Below are 26138 nucleotides of genomic sequence, written 5' to 3'. Positions count from 1 at the left end.
TATGTGATAAACAGACCTGAATTGCTGGCTCTGGAATTCTACAAGTCGCGGCCTTTTAAGGGCAGTGACAAGGGTATCCGTTACATGATACAGAAGGATGTTGTGGAGATTGAGCCGGAGGGTGAAAAAGATCAGACAGAGGAAGATGCACCGAAGGAGACAAAGACTGTACTCACGGCATTTATATGGCCGGAGCCATTCTGTTTTGAGGTCACACCGGATGAACAGAAGGGATCGAAGCAGTTTGATTTTTCCGAGGAAGGATTGTGTGAGGCCATAGCCTGGTTGAATGAAAATCATGATACATATGCACAAAAAAAACAATAGTAAACTACTTAAAAGAATAATTGGAATAACAGCGACTGTCATCATTCTGATGGCAGCAGTTGTTGCAATTATTTTTTTTCATCTTATGAGAAAACCTCAGATAAAGCTTGTGGAGGCCATGGTAAATACCATCAATTCTTCCAGAGAGTCGGAGATGAATCAGCAGTATGGCACATTTGACATGGGTATGAACATGATAAATGGCAGTCAGAGCTTTTCATTTGAGGATAATTCTGATCACAGCGTTGACATATCGCTGAAGAGAAGTGCTTCGGATCACAATTTTCTTGCGGAGGCAGGAGTTGATGACAAGACATTCAAGCTCTATGCAAATAAGAGGACTTCTCTCATATATATAGATGATATGGCAATCAGAATACAGTACGCTGACAATCTCATCACGAACATGAGCAATTCTCAGGTGGTATCACTGCTTGGGATAGACAGCGACACAGTGTACTCATTTGGCACTGCCTATGAGAACTGTATGAGGATGGCTGCAAATAATTATGCGGACATCAACGGTGACGATATCCAGACAGATATTATCCAGAAGACACTTAAGTATTTCTTCAATATGGAGGGTACGAGTGAGGGAAAACAGACTGTGGTTACTGGGGATAGTGCACAGGACTGCAAGGTGTACTCGGTCATCTTCAATGTGGATGATTTCTATAGTTATCTGGATGACTGTTTTGGCACACATGATATAGATCTTCAGGAAGTGTATGACATGCTTGACAAATACATACCGGAGATAGATACCATTGACAATACGGCAGAATTGGTACATGATATAAAGCAATTTGTGGATGAAATGTTAGACGGCAGGGATATCACGCTCTATTTTGCTGTGAACAGTAAAAATGAGCTGGTCAAGCTGTATGCGGATCATGTGTCCGACAGGGATATGAGCATGTCGCTGACATTTTACGGAGACAAATATACAGCACAGTCGTATGAGTTCACTGTTACTGACAATTCTGACAACCATCTTGTGATAAAAAAGAGGGATGTGAGCAGTGACGGAGAGACAGGAGTGGTGTTTGATGTGGATATATCGGCAGCCGATCTCATGGATTCCATGAAGCCTGTCAGTATAAGTGCATCGCTGGAGCTTAGATTGTCTGGAAGTGATGCAATTCTTGGTATACAGGTTGGAGATGCCGTGTTCAGAAAAAATGCGGAGATCACCGGATATGATAAGGGTAACAGCATTGATCTTGCGTGGAGCGGGGACAGTGATGGAAGCATGCATATCGGCTGTGATTCAGGAGCGATAGAGAAACCGGAATACAGGGACAGCCTGGATATATTTGACACAGATGTGATAAGTGCGTATAAATTTATAAAAGAGATAATGAACAGATAGATGGAGATTTGTATATGAGTGATACATCAGTTGTGGATAACTCCACGGGCAAAGAAAAAAGCAGATATACATCGGGAACCATATATAAGATGATAATTGCTATAACGTTCCTTCTGGCATTTGGACTGATAATGATATTCAGCGCATCCAGTTACGGCACGGCTGCCAGCAATTTCAGAAGCCAGTTGGTGTTTATCGTTTTCGGAGCATTGGCAATATGGGGATTGGCGTTTTTCCCATACGGTCTGTATAAGAAGCTTACATGGCCTGCATATTTTCTGTCATTGATACTGACATTTTTGCTTCTCACGCCATTGGGAGTAAATGTAAATGGTGCGACGAGATGGATCCAGATCCCTCACATACCATTCAGAATCCAGATCGCTGATATAGTGAAGACTCTCATGATCATATTCATAGCTTCATTTATAAGCAGCAAATGGAGAGAGATGCACAAGTGGCAGACTGTCATAATACTGTGGGTGCTTGTGGGACTCCAGGCGGGACTTCTGCTCGTCATATCCACAAACCTGAGTTCGTGTCTGGTCGTTCTTGGAATATGTTACTGTTCAACATTTATAGCCAGCAAGAACTGGAAACTGCATTTGGGAATATTGCTGATAGCTGTGGTGGTGGCGGTGGTCTATGTGAAGGTAGCCACGAGCTACCTGCCTACGGAGGAAGAACTTCTGTCAAATGACAACTTCCGTGCAAAGCGAATCCTGGGATGGCTGTACACAGAGAAATATGAGAAGAGTGCAGGATATCAGGTCATACAGTCGCTGTATGCCATAGGAAGCGGATCTTTCTTCGGCAAAGGACTTGGAAATGGAACACAGAAGCTTTCGGCTATACCGGAGGCCCAGAATGATATGATCTTCGCGATAATCTGCGAGGAGCTTGGTGTGGCAGGAGCAATCATGTTATTTCTTCTGTATGGCTATCTGTTATACCAGATGTATGTTATAGTTAAAGAGTCATCGAACGTATTTGGAAGCATGATGGTCATAGGTGTGATGGTACACCTTGTATGTCAGATAGTGATCAACGTAAGCGTTGCGACAAATGTAATTCCGAATACAGGTGTCACTCTTCCTTTCATAAGCTCGGGAGGTTCCGCACTTCTCATGACCATGGTCGAGTGTGGTATGTGTATAGGAATCAGAAGGCAGCAGACGAGAAGAGTGTATCAGAAGCATTTGAATGAATAAAATCCATGTGAGGAATAAGAGAGGTAGTATATGGTAAAGTTTAGAAAAATTGCGTTTTTGACAATGGCAGCAGTATTGTTGTCAACTTGTGCGACAGGAATCTCAAATCTGTCAGAAAGCAGGGTCGGCGGACAGTACACGGTGTACGCTGCGGAGGCACAGGCTGATGCCGGAGAGAGTGTTGCGACATTGACGGATGCAACTGCCACTGTGAAGAATAAGAAGGGCTGGTATACCGAGAACGGTAAGACATATTATTACGATGAGAACGGCAAGGCGTTAAAGAGCAAGTTCCTTACATACAAGGGCGACAAATATTATTTTAACAGATATGGCCGCATGGTGAGAGGACTTAACAAGATCCAGAATAATTACTATTACTTCAGAACAAATGGCAAGGCACTGGTGAATACCTGGAAGAAAATAAAGGGTAAGAAGTATTACTTTGGTTCTGATGGAAAAGCCTATAAGGGTGCACATAAGGTAAAGAATAGCAAGTATTACTATAATTTCTCAAGTAATGGTTATCTTGCGGAGGGTGTCAGAAAGATAAATGGCGTGACATACAGATTTGGTTCCAATGGAAAGCCATATACAGGATGGTATACTACAAAGCTTGGAAACAGACAGTATTACAGCGCTTCAGGTGTTGCATACAAAGGACCTAAGAAGGTAAATGGCAAGCTGTATCTGTTTGACAAGAATGGTGCACTGGTGAAGGGCAGAGGCTGGAAATATTACAACGGCAAGCGTTACTTCGTAAGCGTCAAGGGAACATTACTCACCGGATACAGATATGTGGATGGAGCATACTATTACTTCAGTAAGAGCGGTGCCATGTATAGAAGCAAGTGGGCATATGCGAATGGATATAAGTTCTATTTCAACAGAGGTGGCAAGAGACTCACAGATGTTGATAAGATCCTCGGAAAACAGGATTCCTATGAGATAAAGGTCAACAAGACCACAAATGTTGTGACTGTATATGCAAAGGATGGCAACAAGGGATATATCATTCCGGTAAAGGCATTTGTATGTTCAGGCGGTGACACAACACCTCTTGGAACATTCTGTACCCCGGCAAAGGGAAGATGGTGGACACTGATGGGGCCATGCTATGGACAGTGGGATACACTTATAACAGGTGATATACTTTTCCACTCTGTGTATTACGGAGAGGAGGATCCTACCACATTATCAGTCAGCGCTTATAACATGCTCGGAACGACATGCTCACACGGATGTATAAGACTTAAGGCAGGAGATGCAAAGTGGATATATGACAACTGCGATCTTGGAACAAAGGTAACTATATTCGAGAGCAATAAGAGCGGCCCGTTCCCTAAGCCTACATCAGTTCAGCTTGATTACAGCCATACATGGGATCCTACAGATCCAACCATGGCATACAAGTGTAGAGAGAACGGATGTCATAAGGGAATAGCATGGTAATATCGTGTTCAATGTGGAGAGAATAGATATATGAAAAAAGCGTCGTGGATGGACATGGGCAGAAAATATATATTATTTATGATTGCGGTCATCTGTTTTGCAGGTATCTGCATGGGATGCGGGAAGGTGGATGACGGTCAGGAGGAGAGTACCGGTATCCAGATAAAGAGCGGTGATGTTGAATCCGCGGAGGATATGGCTCAGATAGGAGTGTATCTCGATGTGGATAAGAACAGTTCCGAGATAACGGATGTGAAGTACAAGATATCCGGTGACATAGGTATCGTGAGTTTCAGGTACAGCGGAGTGAAGGTTGAACTCAGAGGCTCCTGCAAATACGAGATGTACGATCTGGCGGGCGTTGAGAACACCAGCAATGGTGACATGATAACCGGCAACATCCAGGGATACAGTGCTACTTATTACACTCTGAATCCCGGACGTATAGCTTTCTGGAGCGATGGAACAATTAACTATTCGCTATATATATACGTCACAGCCAGTGATGAGGTACTCAATGAAGTGCTGTCACATATAGTATTTGAGAACAGATATACGGACAGGGCTGATGTCCAGCAGCAGATAGAGACGGACAGCAGAGCATTTGCTGAGAAGATCGTGAAGGTGTTCAATGATGAAGATCTTGAGACCATGAAGGATATGGTTTTATATCCTCAGGAGACAAGTGGTGGACAGTCCATAGCAAATGAAAATGAGCTGTTGAATGTTGATAAGAAGGCGCTGTTCACTGACATTCTTATGAAGGCTCTGAACGATGAGAATGCACTGGATAATCTGAGAAAAACCAACGACGGCTCCGAATATGTAATTGGAACAAACTATAAAAATGTACATTTCAGACTGAACGACGATGGACAGTTTGTCATCACAAAAATAAATAACTGATATTTATCCCCTGCGCATAAGGGCAAACTGATATGTGCAGGGGATTTTTCTGTTTAAAAATACTGAAAAAGTTCTATTTGCCACGGATAAGTTCAGAATGTGATAAGTATGGGAGAATAAACAAGTATAGTGGGAAAATTTAGAGGACGATTCGCGTTGAGACTGTGTATCAAAGTCCTTAGAATTGTATCAGGACAGGAAATAACTTAAGACAGAACCTGATCTGAGACAAGGAGGAGATATACACGATGACAGAGAGAGTTTACAGTATAAGTGAGGCAGCAGCCAAGGTTGAGGTTGAGTCACATGTGCTTAGGTATTGGGAGGAAGAGCTTGAGATCGATATCAAGAGAAATGACATGGGTCACAGGTGCTACAGTGAGAAGGATGTAAAGATACTTCAGAGGGTTAAGACTTTGAAGGATAAGGGGATACAGCTCAAGGCGATAAAGGATATGGTTCACAGAATGTATGAACTTCTTGACGAGGGAGAGAGCACAGAGGAAAAAAATGCGGATGATGCGGTGACGGAGCTTATCGCAGAGAGAGAAAATACAGAGAAGAAGACCATAGAAACCATAAGGGTGAGCAGCGATGTGGGGGATGATTCAAGAATAGTTGATTTCAAGATGGCACAATTCCAGAATATCATGGACAAGATAATCAGCAACTCCATAAAGGACAACCTTAAGGTGATAACACAGTCAGTGTCCGCTGCGGTGTCCGATGACGTGGTAAAACAGATGGATGTGCTGATGAAGGAGAAGGAGGATCAGGAGGAAGCGAGATACAGAAAGCTTGACGCCACCATAAGAGAACTTCAGCAGACCAGACAGGAGGTTGCGGCAACGGAGATAAAGAGGAAGAAAAAGGGCATTTTCAGAAGAAAACAGAGAGAGAGTTTATAAAAACTTCACACACTAACAATAGGGATTAATGCTATAATTAGCGCTAGTAAGATGGGAGTTAACACGAATGAAGATTACTAAGAAAGTTAAGATAGCGATAATTTTTATATGGATAGCAGCGATATTGTCCATGGTTATAGGTACGGCTATCATAGGGCGATATTTTATCACTGGAACTTATGGCCGTAATCACTCACTGCAGCTTTTATATTCGGAGGACGATCCGGTCAATGATGTGTACAAATCTCTGTCCACATTGCGTGAGGAAGTTATAAGCAAGGTGAAGAAGGATCCTTCATACTATACAACCCAGGATAATGCAGATGCCCTGGATGAAAAGAGCTCGGTATTAAATACTCATATAGCAGTGAAGAAGGATGGAGAGTACATATATAGTTCCGTTGATCCTTTTTCTGAGAGCCTGAAGGAGCAGTTAAAGAGAAATGATAACAGTTCGAATATCAATGCGATAGATGGTGATTCGATTGATACCGGAAATAACAGTGATATAAAGGTTCAGGAATATCTCATAACCCAGCCGTCATTCTATCTGTGCAACCAGGTATCATATGTGCTGGATGGAAGTCAGGTAGATATTTACATGCTCACATACTATGGTAATTATATGGCGAAGTTCAGGGGAACCATCATGGGTTATTCCATACTGATGGTTCTAATGATGATGCTCCTGAGCGGTGTCGTGGCATTCCTTGTATACCAGCAGTTTGTGAATCCTCTTGTCAAGCTCAAGGAGGCAGCAGAGCGTATGGGCTCAGGCAACCTTGACGAGAAGATAGACTTTGGCGATAACAGAGTCGATGAGGTTGGTGAGCTCTGTGAGTCATTTGAGGATATGAGACAGAAACTGTCAGACTTTACCAAGGCGAAGATGAGATATGAGGAAGAGAACAGGCAGCTCATAAGCAATATATCACACGATCTCCGTACTCCTATCACGACCATCAAGGGTTATGTGGAGGGAATCATGGATGGAGTTGCAGATACCCCTGAGAAGCAGGAGAGATATCTGAAGATGATATACAGCAAGGCAAATGAGATGGACAGCCTCATCAATGAGCTTTCACTGTATACGAATATCAACAACAACGCCATACCATATGAGTTCCACAGGGTATCGGTGAAGGATTATTTTGATGACTGTATGGAGGAGGTATATACGACGCTCCTTTCCAAGAACATGACGCTCACATACAAGAACTATTGTGATGACGATGTGAAGGTCATAGTTGATCCTGACCAGCTCAAGAGGGTCATCAACAACATAATTACAAATGCTATCAAGTATACCGATAAGGAATATGGACAGATAGATATCAACATATATGACAATGACGCGGAGGTTAAGGTATCCATAAGCGACAATGGCCGTGGAATAGATTCAGAGAGCCTGCCTCATATATTTGACAGAATGTACAGAGCTGACAGCGCAAGACAGTCAAGAGGCGGAAGTGGTCTTGGACTTGCTATATGCAAGAAGATCGTTGAGGAGCACGGTGGCAACATATATGCCACAAGCCAGCTTGGTGTCGGAACAACGATAGTATTTACCCTGAAGAAGTATATTCCAAAGGTTGAGGAGATCGAGGGTGATACTTCTGACGCCAGCGGTGAACAGCAGGCAAATGTAAAAAAGGATACACAGAAAAAAGATGATCAGAGAAAAGACAATCAGAAAAAGGATGGTCAGAGAAAAGGATCATTGCAGATCATAAATTCACTAAAGAAAAGGAGAGATACAGATGAGTAAGATATTGATCATAGAAGATGAGCTTAGTATTGCAGAGCTTGAGAGAGATTATCTGGAGCTCAATGATTTCGAGGTAGAGATAGAGACAAATGGACTTAAGGGTCTTGAGAAGGCATTGGATGAGGAATACAGTCTTATCCTTCTGGATCTCATGCTCCCTGAGGTGGATGGATTTGAGATATGCCGACAGATAAGGGAGAAGAAGGATATTCCGATCATCATGGTAACAGCCAAGAAGAATGATATAGACAAGATCAGAGGTCTTGGTCTGGGAGTTGACGACTATGTCACAAAGCCATTCAGTCCAAGTGAGCTGGTGGCAAGAGTCAAGGCGCACATATCCAGATACGAGAGACTTGTTGGTTCAACGGCACTCAAGAATGACGTCATCGAGATCAGAGGTCTTAAGATAGACAAGACGGACAGAAGAGTGTATGTTGATAACGAGGAGAAGGTATTTACGAATAAGGAGTTCGATATACTGTGCTTCCTTGCCAGCAACCCAAACAAGGTATTTTCCAAGGATGAGCTGTTCAGCAAGATATGGAATATGGACAGCATAGGAGATATAGCCACGGTTACTGTTCATATCAAGAAGATCAGAGAGAAGATTGAATTTGACACATCGAATCCACAGTACATAGAGACTGTGTGGGGCGTGGGCTACAGGTTTAGGATGTGATAAGAAAGCCCCAGACGGCGAACATGCAGCGTTCATGCTTGCATGAAACTCTGCATGTTCATCGGATGGGCAGATATTCATGAGCATGTATGCCGATAGGCAGGAATGCGAATGAATGTGCGATTACGAGAGCCACGAAGTGGCGAAGTAATCGTAAGGCTTTCTTATCACAATTATAATAAGCCCCAGACGGCGAATGAGGAGAAAACAAATGAAATTAAACATTTTACATGAGGATAATGATATAATCGTGGCTGTAAAGCCATGTGGTGTGCCAACTCAGCCGGACAAGACCAATTCAGAGAGCATGGTGAGTATGCTCAAGCTCAGGATATACGAGAAGGAGAACAGAAAAGAGGAACCATATCTTGTGCCTATACACAGACTGGACAGGCCTGTAGGCGGAGTTATGGTATTTGCCAAGACTCCTGAGGCGGCTGCAAATCTCTCAAAGCAGAGCGAGGATGGTTCTATGATGAAGTATTATCAGGCGATCCTCACTGGTGAGCTTCCAAATGACCAGGGAGTTTTGAAGGATTATCTTCTTCACGATACTAAGGACAATGTGACAAAGGTCGTGGACAAGGACACACCTGGAGCAAAGTATTCCGAGCTGGAATATGAGGTGCTGGATGTCATGGATACGGACGAGGGAGTTCTGTCATATATACTTGTTGAACTCATAACTGGAAGACATCATCAGATCAGGGCTCAGTTTGCGAAGAGAAAGTGCGGAATATGGGGTGACACGAAGTACAACCCTAAGTTCCAGAAGACGAAGAAGAAATATAAAGAGATAGGACTTCACGCGTCCAGATTGGAATTTGACCATCCGACAACAGGGGAACACATGGTGTTCAAGCATGAGCCGGAGGGCGGAGCATTTGCCATTCTGGATCTGGATGAGTTTTAGTTAAAATGGTATTTACAGGGCGGATGTTGGCATGTTTCGTGTTGACATACGTCCTGAAATTTTGTAGATTAAAGAGTGTATGCATTAGGTAGTTCAGCTATGCAGCAGATATAGAATGTTTTAGAATTAAGGAGATAAATAAGATGGCAAACGATAAGAAGATGGTTGAAGCTATTACTTCCATGGATGAAGATTTTGCACAGTGGTATACTGACGTTGTCCTCAAGGCAGGACTTATCGCATATACCAACGTGAAGGGATGTATGGCTATCAAGCCCGCAGGATATGCAATCTGGGAGCTTATACAGAAGCAGCTTGATGAGAGATTCAAGGCTACAGGTGTGGAGAATGTGTACATGCCTATGCTTATTCCAGAGAGCCTTCTTGAGAAGGAGAAGGATCACGTTGAGGGATTTGCACCTGAGGTAGCATGGGTTACTTATGGCGGACTCAATCCACTCACAGAGCGTATGTGTGTAAGACCAACATCAGAGACTTTGTTCTGCGATTTCTACAAGAATGATATCCAGTCATATCGTGATCTGCCAAGGGTATATAATCAGTGGTGTTCAGTAATGCGTTGGGAGAAGGAGACAAGACCTTTCCTTCGTTCAAGAGAATTCCTGTGGCAGGAGGGTCACACAGCTCATGCAACAGCTGAGGAGGCTGAGGCAAGAACAATACAGATGCTGAATCTGTATGCAGACTTCTGTGAGGATGTACTGGCTATGCCTGTTATCCGTGGACAGAAGACAGAGAAGGAGAAGTTCGCAGGAGCAGAGGCAACATACACAATAGAGGCACTTATGCACGATGGCAAGGCGCTCCAGTCAGGAACAAGCCATAACTTCGGAGACGGATTTGCCAAGGCATTTGGAATACAGTTTACAGACAAGGACAACAAGCTCAAGTATGTTCATCAGACATCATGGGGTATGACAACAAGACTTATCGGAGCCATCATCATGGTTCACGGAGACAATTCAGGTCTTGTACTTCCTCCAAAGGTTGCTCCAACTCAGGTCATGATCATTCCTATCATGCAGAAGAAAGCAGGAGTGCTTGAGAAGGCAGCAGAGCTCCGTGAGAAGCTTGGAGCATTCAGAGTAAAGGTCGATGACAGCGACAAGAGCCCAGGCTGGAAGTTCTCAGAGCAGGAGATGAGAGGTATTCCTATCAGAGTTGAGATCGGACCAAAGGATATCGAGGCCAATCAGGCAGTTCTGGTACGCCGTGACACAAGAGAGAAGATCACAGTATCACTTGATGAGATAGATACAAAGGTTGGAGAGCTTCTTGAGACTATCCAGAAGGATATGTTCGAGAGAGCAAAGGCTCACAGAGATTCACATACACATGCAGCGCTTAACTGGGATGAGTTCAAGAATATCATCGACAACGAGCAGGGCTTTGTAAAGGCTATGTGGTGTGGCGAGACAGCTTGTGAGGAGGCTATCAAGGATGAGACAGGAGCATCCACAAGATGTATGCCATTTGCACAGGAGCATCTTTCAGATGTATGTGTACACTGCGGCAAGCCGGCCAAGAAGATGGTATACTTCGGAAGAGCATACTAAAATATAGATAATAATCATGTATAATAACTTCTTCAGCATTTTGCTGGAGAAGTTATTATTTTACAGATATAAAGATGCGGAGAGAAGATATATGAGAATAGACATTCCAGAGGGAGCAAATAAAGTTATAGAGGGTCTTGAGGCAGCAGGCTATGAGGCCTATATAGTCGGCGGCTGCGTGAGAGACAGCATACTCGGAAGAGAGCCGGGGGACTGGGATATCACCACATCTGCCAGACCTGAGCAGGTCAAGGAGATATTCAGGCGAACCGTAGATACAGGAATAGAGCATGGAACCGTAACAGTCATGATGGGCAAGGAAGGCTATGAGGTCACGACGTACAGGATAGATGGAGAGTACAGTGATCACAGGAGACCGGATCAGGTGGAGTTCACAGCCAGCCTTGAGGAGGATCTGAAGAGAAGAGACTTCACCATAAATGCCATGGCGTACAGCCACAGCAAGGGCATAATAGATATGTTTGGCGGTGTGCAGGATCTGAATGACAAGGTTATAAGAGCTGTCGGTGTGGCAAGGGACAGATTCGATGAGGATGCACTTAGGATACTCAGAGCCATAAGATTTGCGGGACAGCTTGGATTTGACATAGAGAGGGATACCCGAAAGGCCATGATCATCCAGGCACATTACCTCAAGGATATAAGTGCGGAGAGGATCAGGGTGGAGCTCACAAAGCTCCTTGTATCAGATCACCCGGACAAGCTGCTCGAGGCCTATGTTACAGGGATCACTGCATATATCCTTCCTGAATTTGACAAGATGATGGAGCAGCCACAGAACAACCAGTATCACAGATACAATGTGGGTGTACACTCCATTGAGGCGGTTAAGAATATAAGAGCTGACGTCACCATGAGATGGGCGGCGCTTCTCCACGATATAGGCAAGCCATCCACACACACTGTGGACGAGAATGGAACAGATCACTTTTACGACCACCAGATCGCAGGAGTTCCACTGGCGGAGGCGGTTCTCAGAAGACTGAAGTTTGACAACAATACCATCAAGGACGTGTGCAAGCTGGTGAGATGGCATGACTTTGGCATGGGCTGCGTTCCGAAGAAGAATACCATCAGGAAGCTTCTCGGAGAGGTTGGAAAGGATTTCTTCCCATATATAATCGAGATCAAGAAAGCCGATATGGCTGCCCAGAGCGATTACAAGCTGGAGGAGAGACAGAGCCAGCTTGCGGAGCTTGAGAAGAAATATGAAGAGATCGTGGCAGATGCTGACTGCGTCAGGATCAAGGACCTCAAGGTAAATGGCGGAGACCTCATAAAGCTGGGAATAAAGCCGGGACCTCAGATGGGCGAGATACTTCAGAAACTGCTGGATATGGTTATAGAAGACCCGGAGAAGAACGGCAGGGAATATCTGCTGGATCAGGTAAAGCAGATGTAGGCATCAGCGATACCCGTCGTAAAACAGACAAATAAAAAGTTACAACTTAAGAATGAAACTTAACATCCCCTCATACAATTACTTAGCAGGCAGTTATGCTGCCAAGAGATGGTTGTAGGAGGGGGTTTTTATTTGGCTGAAAAAATGGGTGAAGTGTATGAAGCATACGATATGGAAGTACAGGGAACGGGCAGAGGCAGAGGTGCTGTGATTCTGATGACGGACAAGGGGGTCAGACAGGTGTCATCCCTGAATGGAACTGACGAGAGGCTTCAGCAGGAGAAGGAATTTAAGGATAAGATATATGAAAAGGGCTTCTGTAATATAGACCGGGTCGTGGCCAACAGAGAAGACGAGCTGGTGACCTGCGACAGGTATGGAAATCCATTTGTGTGCAGGGAATATTTCCAAGGGCGGGAGTGTAATGCATCAAGCATAAGGGATCTTGAGAAAGCAGTTATAAATCTGGCGTGGTTTCACAGAGCCGGAAGGGAACTGTACATGGAGGAGAATACGTCATACACAAAAAAAACTCCGGGAAATCTGGATAGAAAGGTAAATGAGCTTCGCAGGATAAGAAATTTTGTCAGCAGGAGAACCCTGAAGAATGACTTTGAGATGCTGTACATAAAGACATTTGATTATTTTTACAGCCAGGCAGAGAAGTGCCTGTCGCTGTTTCAGGATAATTTCACATACAACGACAAATGGCTTGGCTATTGTCACGGCTCGTATAATTATCACAGCGTGATGTTCTGTGATGGATACATAGCAACCATAAATTTTGACCGGTTCCATGTGGGATACCAGCTCATGGATCTGTACCAGTTTCTCCGCAAAGCCATGGAGAAGAACAGGTATGATATCACCATGGCGAAGGACATTCTGAGTGCGTACAGTCAGATCAATTATCTTGAACATGAGGATTATGAATTCATATATCTTATGTACAGTTTCCCGGAGAAGTTCTGGAAGATAAGTAACCGGTATATGAACACCAGAAAGAGCTACATATCCCCGGTTTTGATGGAAAAACTCCAAAAAGTTATCGAAGATGACCAAGAAAAGCTCAAAATTTTGAGTGAAATTAACGATACCTATGGACTTCACAAGCTGACAAATTAAGAGTATAATGTTGGGGCGTGGATAATAATTGAGTTAGACACGTGATACTGAATTGTGATGTATTTTACAGATGGTTTTTTCGTGTGTGTGTTTTCCATTTGTAGGATGCTCTATGGGTAACATAAAGCAATAGATTTCACAGGAGGCAAAATGATGAGCGATTATAATTACAAGGACGTGTATGAGCAGTGGGTGAACAATCCTTTGTTTGGTCAGGAAACCAAGGATGAGCTCTTAGCGATCAAGGACGACGAGAAAGAGATAGAAGAAAGATTCTATTGTGATCTTGTATTTGGAACAGCCGGACTTCGAGGCATCATCGGAGCTGGTACTAACAGAATGAACATATATGTAGTGCGCAAGGCTACACAGGGACTTGCAAACTACATCATCAAGGCGGGCAAGCAGGACAAAGGTGTGGCAATAGCTTATGATTCAAGAAGAATGTCACCTGAGTTCTCTATGGAGGCAGCTCTCTGCCTGGCAGCAAATGGCATAAAGGCTTACAGATTCGAGTCACTTAGACCGACACCTGAGCTTTCATTTGCAGTGAGATATCTGGACTGTGTAGCTGGTATCAATGTAACAGCATCACATAACCCACCAGAGTACAATGGATATAAGGTATACTGGGAGGATGGCGCACAGATCACACCACCTCATGACCAGGGAATCATGGCCGAGGTAAAGGCCATCACAGATTTCGCAGATACAAAGACCATGGACATGGTAGAGGCAAAGAAGAAGGGGCTTCTTGTAACTATCGGTTCAGAGGTTGATGACGCATACATGGGCGAGCTCAAGAAGCTCATCCTCAATCAGGATGCAATTGACAAGTATGGCAAGGATATCAAGATCGTGTACACACCACTTCACGGAACAGGCAACATCCCTGTAAGAAGGATTCTCAAGGAGATCGGATTTGAGAATGTGTACGTGGTTCCTGAGCAGGAGCTTCCGGATGGAGATTTCCCAACAGTTGAGTATCCAAACCCAGAGGCAAAGGAAGCATTTGCACTGGCACTCAAGCTGGCAAAGGAAGTCGATGCAGATCTCGTTCTGGCAACAGACCCTGATGCCGACAGACTCGGATGCTACGCCAAGGATTCCAAGACAGGTGAGTACAAGGTATTCACAGGTAACATGTCAGGAAGCTTACTCTGCGAGTATGAGGTAAGCCAGATGAAGGAGAAGAATGGCAGCCTTCCAGCAGACGGAGCAATCATCAAGACTATCGTTACTACCAACATGGTAGATGCTATAGCAAAGTATTATGGAACAGATCTCATCGAGTGTTTCACAGGTTTCAAGAACATTGGCCGTGAGATCCTCAGATTTGAGCAGACAGGCAAGGGAACATACCTCTTCGGATTTGAGGAGAGCTACGGATGCCTGATCGGAACCCACGCAAGAGACAAGGATGCCGTTGTTGCAACTATGGCTCTCTGCGAGGCAGCAGCTTACTACAAGGGTCAGGGCAAGACTCTTTGGGATGCAATGATGGATATGTACGAGAAGTACGGATATTATGTAGATGACATCAAGACCGTAACACTCAAGGGTGTTGAGGGATCAAAGAAGATCGGACACATCATGAATATCCTCCGTGCAAATGTACCTGAGGAAGTAGCAGGATACAAGACCAGAGTGGTACGTGATTATCGTCTTGAGTATATAAGGAATATCGAGACAGGTGAGGTTAAGCCTACCGGATTCCCGAATGCCAATGTACTCTACTACGAGCTTGAGAACGATGCATGGCTTGCGGTAAGACCTTCAGGAACTGAGCCAAAGATCAAGTTCTACTACGGAATCAAGGGTTCATCATACGATGAGGCACAGAAGGAGTCAGCAGCATTTGGTGACAAGGTCATGGATCTTATCTACGATATACTTGAAAAGTAATAAAGAAAAATAATCATAAACAAACGGATTGTTACAGTGACGTATAATATACGGTCACAATGTAGCAGTCCGTTTTTTATTTTAAAATAAATTAAGTATACAAAGGAGGTAAACTGCTCTTATTATATGGGCAAAGACAGTGGGAGAATAGATTATGACAGAGAGTGTAAAGAAAAATAAAGAAATCAGGACAAATCGGTATTTCTGGATCGCATGCATAGTGCTGGTGTTACTGCAGTATGGACTGTGCATCCACTACGGGCTTAAGAGACAGTATCTGTTTTGCGATGAGGTGTACAGCTATGGCCTTGCAAACTCCACGGACAAGACTTTTCTCCATCCGGGAGAGGACAACACGCCACTTGATGAGTGGGTGACGGGGTCATATTTTGAGAACTATATGAATTATAACGATGATTCATTCAACTACAGTGCGGCATACAGAAATCAGGAAAATGATGTCCACCCGCCGGTATATTATATGCTGCTGCATACGGTGTGCTACTTTTTCAAAGGAGCGGGATACAGTGCAGTTCCGGGAATAGTGCTCAACCTCATACTCCTGATATTTGTGGATATTCTTCTGTTGTATGTGGCGGCATATCTGCTTGGAAACAGATGGTATGGACTGATGGCGGCAGCTCTGTGGGGCGTATCATCGGTGGGCATAAGCAACTGTATGCTCATACGGATGTATCTTCTTCAGACCTTGAATGTATTGCTGCTGACGGCGGTTCATGTATATATACTGAGACATAAAAAGAAGATGACCGTGCCGTATTTTATATTGCTGGCACTGGCGGTCATGTTCGGCGGACTCACACACTATTATTTCTACTTCTATGTTGCCGGACTTGGATTGTGTGTATGTATATACCTGTTGTATATGCGAAAGGTAAAGCAGATGTTTGCGTATGGCTTTAGTCTTGTTGCTGGACTTGGTGCGGCAATAGCGGTATTTCCCGCGACGATAAAGCACATATTTGGTTACAGGGGAAGCTATGCTACCGATAATCTGATAGGACTTTCCGGTCACAAATTCTTATATTATATCAGTTATATAAACAGGTCGTATTTTGCAGGACTGCTTCCGCTGATCGTGCTTGTGGCACTGGTGCTCATCGTGGCAAGGATAGTGCTTTCATTTGTGGATATAAAGATATCCTTGGTCAGGGAAAATGATGGATTATCCTACAGAGTATGTATACACAGGAGAGATATAGATGCGGACAGAACAGGAAGGATAGAGTCACGCTCACTGTTATTGGCGGGGGTTATCGTGGCTGACGCCGTTCTTGCATTTGTGGGAATACAGGGGTCCGAGCTTGTAAATGCAAGATATATTTACTCGGCACTTCCTATAGTGGCTGTGTTTATGATATGGTGTATGATGAAGCTGGTTCCAGTAATAACCAGGAAGAGATGTGCAGTTGTAACCGCTGTCATATGCCTGGTATTATGTGCAGGCAGTATAGCTGTAAAGGGTATAGACTGGCAGTACATGGGCTACAGCGACTGGAGCACAGCCTTGGAGGAGATGAAGGGACAGGACTGTATCATACTGTGTCACGGAGATGGCAAATGGAACAACGTGTACGCGGGAATGAACGTATTTTCCCAGATGGGAAGATGCCGGTATGTGTACGAGGATGATATAGACAGCATCGCTGATCTGGTGAAGGACTGCGGCGATGAGATATATGTGGCGGTCATCAATGATCCAAAATTTGAAGAGAAAAAGATACACAAGATGACTGAGAAAATAGCAGAGATAACAAAGTATACAAAGAAATCTATAGAATACAGATTTTCAGGAATACGAATTTATAAATTTAAAGCAGGTGAAACAAAATGAAAAAAGTTAGTTTGATAATTCCATGCTATAACGAAGAGCAGGCTCTTCCGATATTTGCAGGGGAGCTGGACAAGGTGAGACAGGAACTCAGACAGTATGATTTTGAGGTTCTTATGGTAAATGATGGTTCGTCGGATAAGACTCTTGAGACCATGAAAAAGATCTCAGAGGAATACGATTATTTCAAGTATTTGTCATTTTCCAGAAACTTTGGTAAGGAGGCTGCAATGTATGCGGGCTTCTGCAATGCAGATGGGGATTACGTGGCGGTGATGGATGCCGACATGCAGGATCCGCCAAGTCTGCTCCCGGAGATGCTCGGTATACTTGAGCAGGGAGAATATGACAGTGTGGCGACCAGAAGAGTCACCAGAAAGGGCGAGCCGCCGATAAGATCTTGGTTTGCGCGGATGTTCTACAAGATCATCAACAAGATATCCGACGCCGATGTCGTGGATGGCGCCAGGGATTTCAGGCTTATGAAGGCAGAGATGAAGGATGCCATCGTGTCGATGTGCGAGTACAACAGATTTTCCAAAGGAATATTTGGCTGGATCGGGTTCAGGACAAAATGGCTGGAATACGAGAATGTGGAGAGAGTTGCGGGCGAGACGAAGTGGAACTTCTGGAAGCTTTTCAAATACGCACTGGACGGAATAATCAACTTCTCCGAGGCGCCGATGAGTATAGCTTCAGGATTTGGAATATTTTGTACATTTGTCGCATTCGTCATGATGCTGTTCTTCTTCATAAGAAAGCTGGTGTGGGGAGACCCTGTTGCGGGATGGCCGTCACTTGTGTGCATCATACTGTTTGTATCAGGACTCCAGTTCCTGTGCATAGGAATAATGGGTAAATATATCGCCAAGACATATATGGAGACCAAGGGAAGACCACATTATATAATTTCCGACACCAATAAAGACGACGTGAATAAGATAAATTGATAACATTATGAAGCTGTATTGTGATGGAATGGTTATGATACAGCTTTATTTGGATGATAAGACGTTTTATGTAATATTTACATCCGTTACAGGTACATATAGTTGTAATTTGACTACTTGATAGCTTATAATTTAGATGATACTGTTTTAGTCAAATGGGGCTTATGTTTGGTAGACATGGGGGTAACATGCAATGAATCTTACAGTAAAATGTCCATCCTGCGGCGGTGTTGTGGTACTGAATCCTAAGACGAGGCAGCTGCAGTGTACGCAGTGTGATTCGGTGATCAGCAGAGGCATAGGAGAAGAAAACTCTGCCATGACCAGGAATGAGGATGGAGAGCTTGTAGATAAGAGAAGCTATAAGGCAATTCAGAAGATTGCCAGAATAAAAAGATACATAACTGATGCCACGGATACGATATACACATTGGACGAGATCAATATTGGAAAGGATGATGAATCACCAAGGTATATGGATATGAATCTATATGAATGTACATCCTGTGGTGCAAGACTTATGGTGAAATCCACGGAAACTTCCAGTTTCTGTGCGTATTGTGGGCAGCCGATGATATTGGTTGACAGAGTTAAGGATGAACTGGAGCCGGACCTTATTATTCCATTTGGAATTTCTCAGAAGAGAGCAGAACAGCTTATACGTGACAGGTTCTGTAAGGGGTGGTTTGTTCCGGATGAGATAAAGAAATTTGAGATTGATAAGATACGAGGAATATATATACCATATTGGCTGGCATCTTATCATGTTAGAAAAAAGCTCAAGTATGTATTTCAGGAGAATGAAAAAGGCGAGCGCGTTAGTAATTATGAAAAATGCTTTGGTTCTATAGCAGCAGTTGCACAGAAAACTGCAGACAAAACAGTCACACACAATTGTATGAGAGATTGTGAGTGTACAGTTCCAAGGGTACCTGGTGATGCAACAAGAAGATTGAATGATCACATTTCGGCAAGACTGGAGCCTTATGATTTAGAGAAGGCTTTGACGTTTTCTCCAGAATATCTGTCCGGATTTTACACGGACAGGTACGATGTACCAGCTGCCGAGATCGCAGCCGTTGCAAAGAGAAAGAGCAATGATGCGGTGAAGGAAGAAATGATGAGCGATGTTCCGAAAAACGCCCGGATTACTGAGGAAAAAACGGATATAAAGATGACAGATATCGAGTATGCATTGCTGCCAGCGTGGTTCATGACTTTTCGTTATCAGGGAATACTCTATACCGTGGCGGTGAATGGGCAGACCGGCAAGGTCGTGGGAAATGTCCCATCCAACAGATTTAAGGTTGGGGCATCCATAGCGATACTTATGACAGTGATGGTTGTGCTTTGTACATATGTATCTGTATTTGTTGGGGGACTTATGACGGATCTGTATAGGATAAGTGCAGGTGTGGGTGATTCAAGTGGAGCTTTTATGGTATTTTCCGCGTATGTGGCTGGAGTTATATATAGTTTGGTGAGCTTCTGGCGTGCGATCAACAAGCTTCACAGATCAAGGATAGATATTCACAGATTCAGAAGCTATGGCACTATAGAATACGTTAAGGAAAGGCAGGATAAGACATGGGTTCGATAGTATTTTTGTATGTTGCAATAGGTATCGTGTGCGGGATATGCTTAACGGTATCCATAGTGATTTCTGCTCTTGTAAGATCCAACAATATTGGACAGAATGAGGAGAAGAAAGCGGAATACGTTGATTATACTACATTTGTGTATCATGCAAAGTATGACAGCCACAGCCCGATTAACTATTTCGATGGATATTATAAGGATTGAGTCAGATCCTTCGATATCGCACAGAAGTTTATAGAGCAATGATATGATGACAAAACCAGGGGGATTTGGTATCATATTTTTGATATATTTTCACACAGGGAAAGGAATTGGAGGTAACAGGAATGAACGAGAATCAGGATCAGCAGTTTGGTCAGCCACAGGGAGAACAGCAGGTGGCAGATCAGGCACAGACAAATCAGCAGGCGGCGGAGAACAGCCAGCCACAGGCAGATCAGCAGGCAGCGGCTTACAGCCAGCCGCAGATGAGTCAGCAGGGAGTGTACAATCAGCAAGGCTATGGCCAGCAGATGAACCAGCAGGGTGCATACAATCAACAGGGTTACGGCCAGCAGATGAACCAGCAGGGTGCATACAACCAGCAGGGCTACGGTCAGCAGATGAACCAGCAGATGTATAATCAGCAGGGTTATGGCCAGCAGATGAACCAGGGAGCATACAATCAGCAGGGCTACGGTCAGCAGATGAACCAGCAGATGTATGGTCAGCAGGGCTACGGCCAGCCACAGATGAACCAGCAGATGTACGGCCAGCAGGGCTATGTACAGCCACAGCCGAAGAAGCCATCAGCAGCGGGCAATATGATAAATGATCTTCTCAAGAATGTGATAGGTCTTTTCAAGAGCCCTGCAGATACAGCGGGTGAGATGGTTCAGAGTGACAACATGGTTCCTGGCGGAATACTTGCAGGAGTAAATGCCATCCTCTCACTTATATTTGTAACTGTCGGATTCCTCATAATGGGATTTGACTTTGGCGATTCAATAGCAAAGGGATTCTACATGTTCTTCTTCACTATAATCGCAGCAGTCATCATGACAGCAGCGGTATTTATCGCCGGAGGAATTATATTCAAGGGTGGAATCACATTTGGAAAAGCACTTAACGCCGTTGGTGTATTTGCACTTTATGAGGCAATAGCAATGGTTGCAGGAATCATATTTGAGATCATCTCAGCACTCTTCCACAAGGTTGATTTCCTCAGCGGAATCATCGGAGGCTTTGGATACATACTCTTCCTCGGAATAAGCCTTTGCGGAATCGTGATCGCAGCTCATGCGTTATTCGATAACCTTGAGACAAATGACAACTCAAAGATATTTGCAGTTATCGCTGCTATAGTTATCTCAGTATTCCTCATCACTGTTATAGATAACATCGCAGAAAAGATATTCAGTGACAGCGCAACATGTGCAGAGCAGGTACTCAGCTACTTCAAGAACGCTGCAACAGTATTTGGTTACCGTCACTGGTAAGACATAATTTATAGATATTTTACAGGAAGCAGACAGATCTGAAAATTGACAGGTTTGTCTGCTTTTGTTAAAATATAAAGGTGTTTTGGTGTTAACTTATATAAAAGGGTGGCAAAGATATGGTAAAGGAAAGGACGGGTTATGGTAAGAAAGGTTGGTTTAACTGACAGTGTTGGTTTTGCTTGTCTGGAAGATCTACAGTTGTCGAACTCCTATATGTGGGGTACCGCAATCAGTCTGGACTATTGTGGAAGAGAGGATTGTATAAAAGGCTGGAAGTTTGGTCCATACGTCAGAGAATCATATGTTATCCATATGGTAAAGAAGGGCAAGGGTACATTTACAATTGCAGGGAAGACTTATGAACTGGGACCTAGACAGGCGTTTATCATCAGACCTGGTGAGGAGACTACTTACAGGGCTGACGATGATGATCCATGGAGCTACATGTGGGTTGGATTTCATGGCTACAGAGCTGAAGATTTTATTGAGGCGATGGGGTATGTAAAGGGCTCACCTATCATCAAGATAGAGCAGATGGATACGTGTGCAGAATGTATCAACAAGATGCTCGAATATTCCCAGATCACACGTATAAACGAGGTGAAGAGAATGAGTGCACTGATGCTTCTCTTCGCAACCATTATGGAGGATAATGCCTCCGATGCGCAGGAAGATGATAACATTGAGTATCCAAGTAAGATATATGTAAAGGCTGCTGTCGACTTCATAACAGAGAAGTACATGAACAAGATCAAGATCGATGACATTGCGGATTTCATAGGAATCAGCAGAAGTCATCTGACAGGAAGCTTCAAGAAGGAGATGGGTGTATCTCCTCAGGAGTATCTTATCAACTTCAGATTGGAGAAAGCTGCAAGTCTTCTCCGGTCATCAAAGGAACAGATCAATATAATCGCATATCAGTGTGGTTATGAGGATTCTCTTTCTTTCTCCAAAGCATTCAAGCAGAAGTTTGGAATGAGTCCTAAGTCATTCAGGAATCTTGAGGTTGAGCTTGAGACGAAGGATGCCAAGTTTGGACATGAGGCTTCGAAGCTGTAAGATATAATTGAATCAAAAAATTTGAATTAAGCAAAAGGCGGGTGTGCGATTTGTCGCACATCCGCCTTTGCTGTATTTACGATATACGGTAAAAACTACTGTCTGCCATGATATGAATTGTCAACGATAAGCTTCTTGGTCACCTTTGTGGATTCGGGATTATCCTCATCTGATTCAGATGTCTGGTCATCGCTGTGCATCCATGAAGCAGGATCGTCGTCCGTGTACTTCTTTGTGACCTCATCCAGATATGGGGTGAATGCCTTCAAAAACATGAATGATGATACATATGCTATAAGGCCAAAGCCACATACTATGAACACGAATATACCTACCATGAATACCTGAGTGCTGGATAGCAGAACATATGCAGGCAGAGTGTAGAGAACCATGATCACTATTGTAAATATGAAGTTCTTGGCCGCCAGGTAAATGGACTGCAAGAGAAGGTTCTTCAATGTGTTCTTAAATGCACTTATGACAGGGAACAGGTAAATTGCGATGAAGCATGTCAATATCATAAGCACGACACTGGTGTAGTACATGAGCTTGTTCTCCTGTGGACCACCCTTGCCAAAAAGGTTGAAATCCAGAGTGAATATAAATGATATAAGAAGGAATAGCAGCCATGAAATCGTTGACTGTTTGAAATTATCCTTGAAGCCTTTGAAGAATAATTTCACTACACCTCCATTTTCGCCTGTCCTCTGCTTCTTTAACAGAGTGAAATACATTGCGCTCATGGAAGCTCCCATGGTGACTATGGGAATACTACACAATATAAATAGAATGTTCACTATTATAATATCGCCGAGCGTTCCAAAAAATCTGGAAAACCAGCCGTCACTGTTGAAAATGTTCATAAAATTCCTCCTGATGTAAAAAGTGATAATATCGTTTGTTTAACTATAGCACAAAAAGGTATGCCAATATATAGCGAATTTTACAATTTACCATATGTATTCTACAATTTACCATAAAATAGCACAAAAACAGCGAACTTAACTACTTAAAAATATACATTTGTGACAAAAACCCATGATATTTTGACATTTTTCCATGTGAAAATGTTCACCAAAATTTTATAATTCAATCATAGAAAGCACACAGAACGCCGTAAGGCGAACCGGCAGAACAGGACGCAGAATTCAGGGTATGAAAGAGAATGTGGGTGTCGTAAATCCTGCCGGTGATGTAAAAAGGAGGAAGGTTTTATGAGAAGAACATTAAAGAAAACAGTAGCAGTTGGACTTGCAGCAGCAACAGCATTTTCACTTTGCGCATGTGGCGGAAGCGGCGACGGAAGCAAGAGCGGCAGCAAGGATTCACTTGAGGTAGTTATCTGGGATAACAACCAGCAGAAGGGTCTGCAGCAGATATGTGATCTCTTCACAGAAGAGACAGGCATCAAGGTTGATGTACAGGTTAAGGAGTGGGATTCATACTGGACACTTCTTGAGGCTGGAGCATCAGGTGGAGATATGCCGGATGTATTCTGGATGCACTCCAACAACTCACAGATGTACATGAAGAACAACAAGCTCTTAAAGCTCGATGACTACATTGAGAAGAGCGATAAGGTTGATATGAGCAACTACATGTCAGAGATCACAGAGCTCTACACATATGATGGCTCATATTACGCAGTACCAAAGGATTACGATACAATCGCTCTCTGGTACAACAAGAAGATGTTCGATGATGCAGGACTTGAGTATCCAAATGAGAACTGGACATGGGATGACCTCTATGAGGCAGCTAAGAAGCTCACAACTGGCGACAAGTACGGTTTCTGTATGAACACATCAAACGATCAGGACACATACTACAACATGGTTTACTCAATGGGCGGTTACATCGTAAATGATGATCACACAAAGTCAGGATATGACGATGCCAACACTATCAAGGCTATGGATTATGTAGGAAAGCTCCTCAAGGATTGCTGCCCACCGGCAACAACAATGTCAGAGACAGGTACAGACGTTTTGTTCCAGTCAGGTACAGTAGCAATGATCACACAGGGTTCATGGATGACAGCAGGATTCCTTGACAACGAGTATCTCGTTGAGAACTGTGACGTAGCAATTCTTCCATACGACAAGACAACAGGTAAGAGAACTTCTATCTGTAACGGACTTGGATGGGCTGCATCAGCAGACACAAAGAGACCAGATGACTGCTGGAAGCTTATCGAGTGGTTAGGTTCAAAGGAGATGCAGGAGAAGCAGGCTGAGCTCGGTGTAACAATGTCAGCTTACAACAACACATCAGACAAGTGGGTTAACTGCACAGACAAGTTCAACCTCAACGCTTACCTTGACATCACAAAGGATTCAACAGTTTCAGGTGTTACAAATGAGCTCGTGCTCAGACCTTACACATACAATTCAACAGTATGGTCACAGGCAGCACAGACATTTTTCGCAGATGCATGGGCAGATCCATCAAAGATGGAGCAGTCATGTAAGGACTTCGCAGTTCAGATGAACCAGTACATCGATGAGGAAGACAAGTAATCCTACAGAGCATTTATAAGATAACATAACAGTGGGTAGGATGAAGGTCCTGCCCATTGCTTACCAGAAACAATGGGGTGTTAATTACAGTATAAATGATAAGAGGAGGGATTTTATGTCAGATAACAACAAGAAAGTTGAAGAAAAAGCGGCTGAGATAATTCAGGCTACAGAGACACAGACAGTTAAGCCGGCAGCAGCAGAAAATAAAGAGTTCAAGAAAAAGAAGTCAACAACATGGGAAAGAAACCAGCGCAAATGGGGCTGGGCATTCATCCTCCCAACAATGATAGGAATCATCGTACTTAACTTATGGCCTATAGTACAGACAATATATCAGTCATTCTGTAAGGTTGGATCATTCGGAGATTCATCATTTGCAGGATTTGCAAATTACAAGAAGATGTTTGCTGACCCTGAGGTATGGCAGTCACTTCTCAATACATTCAAGTATGCGATCATCGAGGTTCCATTCTCAATTGCAATTGCACTTATACTTGCAGTATTCCTGAATCGTAAGATGCATGGAAGAACAATATACAGAGCAATATTTTTCCTGCCAATGGTAGTTGCACCAGCAGCCGTAGCCATGGTATGGAGATGGTTATACAATTCACAGTTCGGTCTGTTAAACCACATCCTTGGTGCAAAGATCGAGTGGATATCCAATCCAAAGATCGCATGGATTTCAGTTGCAATCATCGGTGTATGGTCGATCATTGGTTACAACATGGTTCTGTTCCTTGCAGGACTTCAGGAGATACCTAAGGATTACTACGAGGCAGCAGATATTGACGGAGCATCAGGAGTAAGATCATTCTTCAAGATCACTCTTCCACTTCTCTCCCCTACAGTATTCTTCGTACTCGTAACAAGAGTAATCGGAGCACTTCAGGTATTCGACCTTGTATACATGGTAATGGATATTTCCAATCCGGCCCTCAAGAAGACAGAATCCATCGTATATCTGTTCTACCAGTACTCATTCCAGAATGGTAACAAGGGTTATGGATCAGCAATAGTAGTTCTTCTTCTCGCAGTCATCATGGTACTTACAGTATTCCAGATGATCGGTCAGAAGAAGTGGGTTCATTATAACTAGGAAG

Annotated in this window: 22 protein-coding genes; 21 read left to right on the top strand and 1 reads right to left on the bottom strand. The window is 43.6% G+C overall.

Features of this window, described 5'->3' with window-relative positions:
• Positions 1 to 3: 3 nt before the first annotated feature.
• The 19 genes from ABUA31_RS07240 to ABUA31_RS07150 all read left to right on the top strand — a co-directional run bounded on the left by ABUA31_RS07240 (position 4) and on the right by ABUA31_RS07150 (position 22513).
• Entirely contained in the window at positions 4 to 327 is a 324-nt protein-coding gene (locus tag ABUA31_RS07240) for a hypothetical protein (protein ID WP_022217377.1), read from the top strand.
• Positions 299 to 1699 carry a hypothetical protein gene (locus ABUA31_RS07235; protein WP_349819992.1) on the top strand — a complete coding sequence of 467 codons (1401 nt, stop codon included), beginning with the start codon at positions 299 to 301 and terminating at the stop codon, positions 1697 to 1699. The genes ABUA31_RS07240 and ABUA31_RS07235 overlap by 29 nt, the downstream gene beginning before the upstream one ends.
• Positions 1700 to 1713: 14 nt before the next feature.
• Positions 1714 to 2910: an FtsW/RodA/SpoVE family cell cycle protein gene (locus ABUA31_RS07230; RefSeq protein WP_015534440.1), complete on the top strand. Its 1197-nt coding sequence runs from the start codon at positions 1714 to 1716 to the stop codon at positions 2908 to 2910.
• A 30-nt stretch (positions 2911 to 2940) separates the two neighbouring features.
• Positions 2941 to 4362 (top strand): L,D-transpeptidase family protein, encoded by a 1422-nt coding sequence (locus ABUA31_RS07225; protein ID WP_349818674.1) that lies wholly within the window; start codon positions 2941 to 2943, stop codon positions 4360 to 4362.
• A 30-nt stretch (positions 4363 to 4392) separates the two neighbouring features.
• On the top strand, positions 4393 to 5268 hold the full coding sequence (locus ABUA31_RS07220; RefSeq protein ID WP_349818673.1) for a hypothetical protein: 876 nt from the start codon (positions 4393 to 4395) through the stop codon (positions 5266 to 5268).
• Positions 5269 to 5516: 248 nt separating this feature from the next.
• Positions 5517 to 6176: a helix-turn-helix domain-containing protein gene (locus tag ABUA31_RS07215; RefSeq protein ID WP_055280380.1), complete on the top strand. Its 660-nt coding sequence runs from the start codon at positions 5517 to 5519 to the stop codon at positions 6174 to 6176.
• 67 nt (positions 6177 to 6243) lie between these two features.
• On the top strand, positions 6244 to 7944 hold the full coding sequence (locus tag ABUA31_RS07210; protein ID WP_055145925.1) for a sensor histidine kinase: 1701 nt from the start codon (positions 6244 to 6246) through the stop codon (positions 7942 to 7944).
• Positions 7937 to 8626, top strand: coding sequence for a response regulator transcription factor (locus ABUA31_RS07205; protein WP_022217373.1), 690 nt, complete (start codon positions 7937 to 7939; stop codon positions 8624 to 8626). The genes ABUA31_RS07210 and ABUA31_RS07205 overlap by 8 nt, the downstream gene beginning before the upstream one ends.
• A 211-nt stretch (positions 8627 to 8837) precedes the next feature.
• Positions 8838 to 9539 carry an RluA family pseudouridine synthase gene (locus ABUA31_RS07200; RefSeq protein WP_022217372.1) on the top strand — a complete coding sequence of 234 codons (702 nt, stop codon included), beginning with the start codon at positions 8838 to 8840 and terminating at the stop codon, positions 9537 to 9539.
• Between the two features lie 143 nt (positions 9540 to 9682).
• Positions 9683 to 11116 carry a proline--tRNA ligase gene (proS, locus tag ABUA31_RS07195; RefSeq protein ID WP_022217371.1) on the top strand — a complete coding sequence of 478 codons (1434 nt, stop codon included), beginning with the start codon at positions 9683 to 9685 and terminating at the stop codon, positions 11114 to 11116.
• A gap of 91 nt (positions 11117 to 11207) precedes the next feature.
• Positions 11208 to 12539: a CCA tRNA nucleotidyltransferase gene (locus ABUA31_RS07190; protein ID WP_349818672.1), complete on the top strand. Its 1332-nt coding sequence runs from the start codon at positions 11208 to 11210 to the stop codon at positions 12537 to 12539.
• Between the two features lie 132 nt (positions 12540 to 12671).
• Positions 12672 to 13664, top strand: a complete 993-nt coding sequence (locus ABUA31_RS07185; protein ID WP_243105811.1) for a YutH/CotS family kinase-like spore coat protein — start codon at positions 12672 to 12674, stop codon at positions 13662 to 13664.
• 153 nt (positions 13665 to 13817) lie between these two features.
• A complete protein-coding gene (locus ABUA31_RS07180; RefSeq protein ID WP_022217368.1) occupies positions 13818 to 15569 on the top strand; it encodes a phospho-sugar mutase in 1752 nt (583 codons plus the stop codon).
• 154 nt (positions 15570 to 15723) lie between these two features.
• Positions 15724 to 17424, top strand: coding sequence for a glycosyltransferase family protein (locus tag ABUA31_RS07175; RefSeq protein WP_055222362.1), 1701 nt, complete (start codon positions 15724 to 15726; stop codon positions 17422 to 17424).
• Positions 17421 to 18371 carry a glycosyltransferase family 2 protein gene (locus tag ABUA31_RS07170; protein WP_015534450.1) on the top strand — a complete coding sequence of 317 codons (951 nt, stop codon included), beginning with the start codon at positions 17421 to 17423 and terminating at the stop codon, positions 18369 to 18371. Before ABUA31_RS07175 ends, ABUA31_RS07170 begins: the two co-directional genes overlap by 4 nt.
• Positions 18372 to 18564: 193 nt before the next feature.
• Positions 18565 to 19971, top strand: a complete 1407-nt coding sequence (locus ABUA31_RS07165; protein WP_117874351.1) for a TFIIB-type zinc ribbon-containing protein — start codon at positions 18565 to 18567, stop codon at positions 19969 to 19971.
• A complete protein-coding gene (locus ABUA31_RS07160; protein ID WP_015534452.1) occupies positions 19959 to 20174 on the top strand; it encodes a hypothetical protein in 216 nt (71 codons plus the stop codon). Before ABUA31_RS07165 ends, ABUA31_RS07160 begins: the two co-directional genes overlap by 13 nt.
• Before the next feature lie 122 nt (positions 20175 to 20296).
• Entirely contained in the window at positions 20297 to 21448 is a 1152-nt protein-coding gene (locus ABUA31_RS07155) for a YIP1 family protein (RefSeq protein ID WP_015534453.1), read from the top strand.
• 141 nt (positions 21449 to 21589) lie between these two features.
• Positions 21590 to 22513, top strand: a complete 924-nt coding sequence (locus ABUA31_RS07150) for an AraC family transcriptional regulator (RefSeq protein WP_349818671.1) — start codon at positions 21590 to 21592, stop codon at positions 22511 to 22513.
• Positions 22514 to 22608: 95 nt separating this feature from the next.
• Here the strand turns inward: ABUA31_RS07150 and ABUA31_RS07145 are convergent, their stop codons facing one another.
• Entirely contained in the window at positions 22609 to 23376 is a 768-nt protein-coding gene (locus tag ABUA31_RS07145; RefSeq protein WP_015534455.1) for a YesL family protein, read from the bottom strand.
• A 351-nt stretch (positions 23377 to 23727) separates the two neighbouring features.
• Here ABUA31_RS07145 and ABUA31_RS07140 point away from each other — a divergent pair, with 351 nt between their 5' ends.
• On the top strand, positions 23728 to 25032 hold the full coding sequence (locus ABUA31_RS07140) for an ABC transporter substrate-binding protein (RefSeq protein WP_349818670.1): 1305 nt from the start codon (positions 23728 to 23730) through the stop codon (positions 25030 to 25032).
• A gap of 115 nt (positions 25033 to 25147) precedes the next feature.
• Positions 25148 to 26134, top strand: a complete 987-nt coding sequence (locus ABUA31_RS07135) for a carbohydrate ABC transporter permease (protein WP_201859062.1) — start codon at positions 25148 to 25150, stop codon at positions 26132 to 26134.
• The last annotated feature ends 4 nt before the right edge of the window (positions 26135 to 26138 follow it).

The sequence above is a fragment of the Coprococcus sp. RTP31081st1_H1_RTP31081_211007 genome (assembly GCF_040227275.1).
Taxonomy (GTDB): domain Bacteria; phylum Bacillota; class Clostridia; order Lachnospirales; family Lachnospiraceae; genus Coprococcus; species Coprococcus aceti.
The sequence above is the reverse complement of the archived record's forward strand: the minus strand, read 5'-3'. Positions and strand labels throughout refer to the sequence as shown.